The following is a 5,852-nucleotide window of genomic DNA, read 5'->3' on the forward strand; positions in this document are numbered from 1 at the left end:
TTCCGTATTTTATAAGGCGGAATACCTTGTAGATACATTGTGACAGCTTCAATTTGTACTTCTTTTGAAAACATAGTAAAACCCCGTAAGTTTTGGAAATTACTCCAACTTACGGGGTTCAGTTCAGCCAAATATTAAATTGTTATTCTGGCGAAATCATTGTTAAGCCAATTCGTTGTCGTTTTTTATCAATTTCAACTACCCAGACAGTCACAATATCACCGACAGCAACGAGACTATGTGGATTATTTACACGTTGCTTGGATAATTTAGAAATGTGCACCAATCCATCTTCATGAACACCAATATCTATAAAAGCACCAAAATCAACAACATTACGTACTGTCCCTTGAAGCTGCATCCCCACTTCTAAGTCATCTAAAGTTAGTACATCAGACCTTAATGTCGCCGTTGGTGCATTGTCTCGTAAATCACGGCCAGGTTCAACCAATGAAGAAATTATATCATGTAGTGTTGGATATCCTATCGACAATTGTTGTGCAAATGACGGTGTATCAAATTCATGTAAAGCACTACTTGCACTTTCTCCCAAGTCTTTCACAGCAGCTGTATGCAATACTTTCTCTGCTACATGGTAAGATTCCGGATGAATATCGGTATTATCTAAAGGATTATTTCCCGAAGGAATTCGTAAAAATCCGGCAGCTTGCTCAAATGCCTTTGGTCCTAGCTTAGCGACCTTTTTTAACTCCGAACGGGTTTGAAACTGCCCATTTTCATTTCGATACGCAACGATATTATTTGCAATCGTTGTCGTTAGACCAGCAATATGTGTCAATAATTGTGGTGAAGCAGTATTTAAATTAACGCCAACCTGATTAACGGCTGTTTCTAGCACATGATCTAGTTCCAGGGAAAGTTCCTTTGTTGGTAAATCATGTTGGTATTGCCCCACACCAACAGCTTGTGGATCAATTTTAATTAACTCAGCCATTGGATCTTGTAATCTGCGCGCAATTGAAATAGCTGACCGCTGTTCAACTGGTAAATCTGGAAATTCAGCTCGTGCGACATCACTAGCCGAGTATACCGATGCCCCAGCCTCGTTAACGACCACATATCTTAAAGCCGGTAGCTCATTTTGAATAATATCGGCAATAAATTGCTGTGATTCACGAGAAGCTGTACCATTTCCAATCGCCACTAACGTTACCTGATACTTTTTAACTAACTTAATGATTGTTTCACGAGCACCTTTAGGATCATATTTCTGTGCCTTATGTGGATAGATCACTGCTTTTTCTAAAAATTGGCCTGCTTTATCCACGACCGCCAATTTAGAACCCGTTCTAATTCCTGGATCAAATCCTAAAACAATCTGACCACGAAGCGGTGCAGCCATTAACAGATGATATAGATTAGTTCCAAATACCTTAATCGCATCTCCACTAGCCCTACCAAATAAAGTTTTCCGAATTTCACGGGCAATGGCTGGGCCAATAAATCGTTTATAGGCAGCTTGTGCAGCCTGTACTAATATATCAGTAGCTGGACCTTTTTTACTGCCAACTAGTCGAAACTTCAAATAACGAGTGATAGCATCTTCATCAGCAATGATATTACCAGATAATATTCCCTCACTTTCACCACGGTTAATGGCTAGTATTTGATGATTCAAGACCTTTTTTACAGGTACATCAAAATCGTAATAAAGCTCAAAAACACCTTGCTCATCTTTTTTGTCAGCACCGCGTTTCAGTTTGGCAACAAAATGGCCTTTATTCAAGGTATACTGACGTACCCAATCACGCAAACCAGCGTTTTCACCAATTACTTCCGCAAAAATTTCATGAGCACCCGCAAAAACAGCTGCGACATCTACAAGACCTTTATCTGGATTAACATACTTGGCTGCTTCATCTTGCAAACTGCCACTTGGAAAAGTTTGAATGAATTGTGCAAAAGTCATTAACCCGGCTTCCTTAGCAACTGTAGCTTTGGTTTTACGTTTTTTCTTATACGGTAGATAGATATCCTCTACTTTTTGAAGCGTATCAGCCACAACGATTGCTTGCTGAATCCCTTTTGTCATCATATTCTGCTCAACAATTGCGTTATAAACCGTTTGCTTTCGCGCCTGTAACTCAATTAATTGTTTAGAAGTCGATTGAATATCCCGAATTTGTACCTCGTCCAAATTGCCCGTTGCTTCTTTACGGTAACGCGCAATAAACGGCACGGTATTCCCCCCGTCTAATAAATTCGCCACTGCTTTTACTTTATGTGTCGGCAAATTTAACTGCGAGCTGACATTTTTTGCGACATCGATTTCCAAAACATCATTCATTTCTGCTACCCTTGTCATTATGCAGTGACCGTTGCAAAGATACGGCGAATTTGTGCTAAGAATTTATCCATATACATATCTTGGTCCGTTTCTGATTGTCTAAAATCAGCTAGATTTACTTGTTGCGACGTAACATCTAAAGAATCAGCCATTACTTTAGTAGCAGTTGTATAATCCATAAATGTTTGCTTGACCATTTGATGAGCACCAATAAATCGAACTGGTGCAGTCACACGATTTAATTTTTTAGATACATCTTGATAAATTTCAACCACATTCTCAAACTCAGTTGCCACTTCAACAAATTCCTCATTTGGTAATTGCGCCAACTGATCATTTTTTAACACATCATCTAATTTTTCAAAAAAAGGTGCCACACGATCGCCAGCCTCTTGGATTGTTTCAATTAATTCACTTAATAGCATCCCATATTGTTGCGTTGTCATATATTTTTTCTTAGGCATCTTTTTTCTCCTTAATACATTTCATTAGCGTTTATGTCATTATAAATCATTTTTAATACTTAAAGATAAAAAGACCAGGAAATACTCCTAGTCTTTAAAATTTTAAATTGTCTTATGGCAGTAGATAATATCCCAAAGATTTTACCTATCTGAACATTTTATTTTAGTTTACTGTATCAAGCAAAGCATACTTCCCATCACGTCGCTTATAAACAACCGCTGGTAAATCAGTTTCAGCATCTTGGAAAATAAAGAATTCGTGTCCTAGAAGCTCCATTTGTAATACAGCTTCTTCCGCATCCATTGGCTTTAAATCAACATGCTTTTTACGAACAATTTCTATACCATCATCCTCGGGTTCAGCTTCTCGTGCATCAGCAACAGTAGTTGGATCTACTGCCATGAAATCAGTATTTGCTAATCCCTTATAACCCTTTTCACGAGACTTACGATTAACTTTAGTCTTGTACTTTCGGATTTGACGTTCTAACTTATCAGAAACAAAATCAACTGTCTGGTACATATCCGTTTGCGTATCTTCTGCACGAAGCAACAAGTATGGTAATTGAATCGTTACCTCTGTCTTAAACGTACCTTCCTTGTATGATCGTACATTAACGCGAGCGATATAACTAGCTTCAGTATTTAAATAACGCTCAAGTCGAGAAATACGCTTTTCAATGTATTCTGACATTGCGTCAGTGATTTCAATGTTCTCACCACGTACCTTAAATTCTAGCATAATCCTGTCTCCTGTCTGACTAAATTTATAAGATAATATCCCCAAAATTTTTATCTTACATGCCGTTAAAGATTCATTTCTGTATCCTATCGGTAAGTATATTGTAACATATTGATAACAAAAAAAGAAAGCGTTAACATTCAAGGAGTATCATTATCTAGCAAGAGTTAATGATGTAACTTCCAAGGCTCCAGCTGCCATTAAGCAATGTGCAGCGTGTCTTAACGTACGCCCTGTTGTATAAATATCGTCTACTAAGCAAATTCTCTGATTTACTAAGTTAACATCTGGTTGCCGTAAAACGAAAGGTTGCTTTGTTCGTAATCGTTCATTCCTTGTCTTTTGCGACTGTTTATCTTTTTTTACCTCTCGACAAATTAATAACTCTTCAAATGCCATACCATCTAGCCAACCGATTACCTGGTTAAATTGACGTTTCGTAAATGTATCATTAGTTATTGGGATTGGAACTATCATATCCGCTTGGGCTTTAATTAACCTTTGTTGCATAACCTGCTTAAAAACATTCCGAAGATGGTAACCGCCTTCAAATTTGTAGGCCTTAAAATATCGTTTCATTTGTTCATCATACTTAAATAATGATTGGTTATGTATTTTAGGATAACCTAGCCGAAACCAACGCTGACAGTCAATACAATATTTTTGCCCTGTTGTAATCTGACATTCTAAGCACGCCTTCTCGGGATCAATTTGTTGAAAATTATCATAACACATTTTACAAATAAAGGTTGGCTTGTATATTGAAAAATCACAAAAATCTCGCAACTGCCATGAATTATTTACATTTAACTGACATAATTCACATTTCATAATGTTTTCCTAAATTGTTTAAGTAGTGTATTTCTGCAATTGCATCTACTACTTGTTTTGTTTTTTCCTGAACATAAACCCTGACTAATCCATTAGGTCGGTCTGCACTACGGCCACACCTGCCAGCAATCTGAATCAATGTTGCTGTTGAGAAAACGGGTTCATCACCACCTAAGATCAACACATCGATTCCTAAAAAAGTCACACCACGTTCTAGTATTGTTGTTGTCACAAGGCCATCAATCACCCCGTCCGTCCCGCATTGCTTGTACTTTTTCTAACCTAGTAGTATCAGCTGCATAAGTGCCCGAAATTTTTAGTCCGTATTTTTCGTTTTGTATTTGATTGATCACATTTTCTACGTCTTTTACTTGAGGAACAAAAACCAAAAATTTTATTCTCTTCTTTTTTAAATGTACCATTTGTCTGAACACTCTTATAGGTAACCTTTTACGCCATTTAGCAACTCTTTGGACACTAAGATTAGGTAGCGGTTGACCATGAAAGCGAAGTGGTAATGTCGACAGTAATACTTCCTGACGCCTAATCATTTTTTTCAAAGTTGTATTTAGAGTTGCTGTTAAAAAAAATATAATACCGTCTTTCTTTAACGCTTGATAAACAGATGTAACGAGCATTTGAGTATTTTCATATGGAAAAGCATCTGCTTCGTCCAATACAATCACATCAAATGCCTGCTTAAACTTCATTAATTGATGAGTTGTTGCTAGTATTAACTGCGTGTACTGGTATTTATCTTCAGTACCACCGAATAACACAATAAATGGTACATTAAAGGCTGTTTTAATCCTTATTTTCAATTCAAGAATAACATCAATTCGAGGTGAAACAATTGCAATGCGCTTCTTTTGTTTGATTGCTAATGTTAACATCGGAAATAACATTTCCGTCTTTCCTGCGCTTGTAACTGCATAAGTTAAGTGGGACTTTCCTTCTTTTAAAGCTTTAATTTGTTCATCAGACACCTGCTGTTGTAAATAAGTCAATTTCCCCTGCCAAATACATGGATTAACTATTGTTTCAAAATCATTCGGTTCCTCAATCGTTACCAAGCAATGTTTCGTGGTAATTCTTCCCATGTTAGCACACTGCCAGCAGTACTTGTCATCACCAGGTAATTGCCAATGCGCTAAAATTTTACCTTGGCAACGTCCGCAGTAGCCATTATCAATTGCCGGTATAATGCTAACTTTTTTAGTTAGCCGATGACAGTCTTCTGCACGATATACCACTAAGCGACCATATAAAATAGATTCATCCTGATTGTCTAACATAATTTTCTCCTAACCATTTATTAAAGACGAAGAAAATTATATTTTGTACAAAAAAAGCAGCTCACATTTTACTGTGAACTGCTTTCAATTGCATCGCGACGTCCTATCCTCGCAGGAGGCGATCCTCCAACTACTTTTGGCGCTACTGAGCTTAACTACTGTGTTCGGTATGGGAACAGGTGTGACCTCAGTGCCATCATCACGACACGTTT

Annotated in this window: 6 protein-coding genes and 1 rRNA gene; all 7 read right to left on the reverse strand. The window is 37.4% G+C overall.

What is annotated here, in order from left to right:
* Window positions 1–142 precede the first annotated feature (142 nt).
* Entirely contained in the window at window positions 143–2,308 is a 2,166-nt protein-coding gene (locus tag NGR58_RS09760) for a Tex family protein (RefSeq protein WP_258089313.1), read from the reverse strand.
* A 17-nt stretch (window positions 2,309–2,325) separates the two neighbouring features.
* The gene (locus tag NGR58_RS09765; protein ID WP_258089314.1) at window positions 2,326–2,772 is read right to left on the reverse strand and encodes a hypothetical protein; all 447 of its coding nucleotides are present in this window, start codon (window positions 2,770–2,772) and stop codon (window positions 2,326–2,328) included.
* A gap of 163 nt (window positions 2,773–2,935) precedes the next feature.
* Entirely contained in the window at window positions 2,936–3,514 is a 579-nt protein-coding gene (gene hpf / locus NGR58_RS09770) for a ribosome hibernation-promoting factor, HPF/YfiA family (protein WP_258089315.1), read from the reverse strand.
* A 153-nt stretch (window positions 3,515–3,667) separates the two neighbouring features.
* Window positions 3,668–4,345 (reverse strand): ComF family protein, encoded by a 678-nt coding sequence (locus tag NGR58_RS09775; RefSeq protein WP_258089316.1) that lies wholly within the window; start codon window positions 4,343–4,345, stop codon window positions 3,668–3,670.
* Window positions 4,335–4,592, reverse strand: a complete 258-nt coding sequence (locus NGR58_RS09780) for a helicase-related protein (protein ID WP_258089317.1) — start codon at window positions 4,590–4,592, stop codon at window positions 4,335–4,337. Before NGR58_RS09780 ends, NGR58_RS09775 begins: the two co-directional genes overlap by 11 nt.
* A complete protein-coding gene (locus tag NGR58_RS09785) occupies window positions 4,585–5,640 on the reverse strand; it encodes a DEAD/DEAH box helicase (RefSeq protein WP_258089318.1) in 1,056 nt (351 codons plus the stop codon). Before NGR58_RS09785 ends, NGR58_RS09780 begins: the two co-directional genes overlap by 8 nt.
* A gap of 90 nt (window positions 5,641–5,730) precedes the next feature.
* Window positions 5,731–5,847 (reverse strand): 5S ribosomal RNA (gene rrf / locus NGR58_RS09790).
* Window positions 5,848–5,852 lie beyond the last annotated feature (5 nt).

The sequence above is a fragment of the Weissella fangxianensis genome, assembly GCF_024718545.1.
Taxonomy (GTDB): Bacteria; Bacillota; Bacilli; order Lactobacillales; family Lactobacillaceae; genus Weissella; species Weissella fangxianensis.

Excerpts from the sequence above, each read along its gene's own strand:
- hpf (WP_258089315.1), bottom strand. The coding sequence starts at position 3,514 with ATGCTAGAATTTAAGGTACGTGGTGAGAACATTGAAATCACTGACGCA.
- NGR58_RS09775 (WP_258089316.1), bottom strand. The coding sequence starts at position 4,345 with ATGAAATGTGAATTATGTCAGTTAAATGTAAATAATTCATGGCAGTTG.
- NGR58_RS09785 (WP_258089318.1), bottom strand. The coding sequence starts at position 5,640 with ATGTTAGACAATCAGGATGAATCTATTTTATATGGTCGCTTAGTGGTA.
- NGR58_RS09760 (WP_258089313.1), bottom strand. The coding sequence starts at position 2,308 with ATGAATGATGTTTTGGAAATCGATGTCGCAAAAAATGTCAGCTCGCAG.
- NGR58_RS09765 (WP_258089314.1), bottom strand. The coding sequence starts at position 2,772 with ATGCCTAAGAAAAAATATATGACAACGCAACAATATGGGATGCTATTA.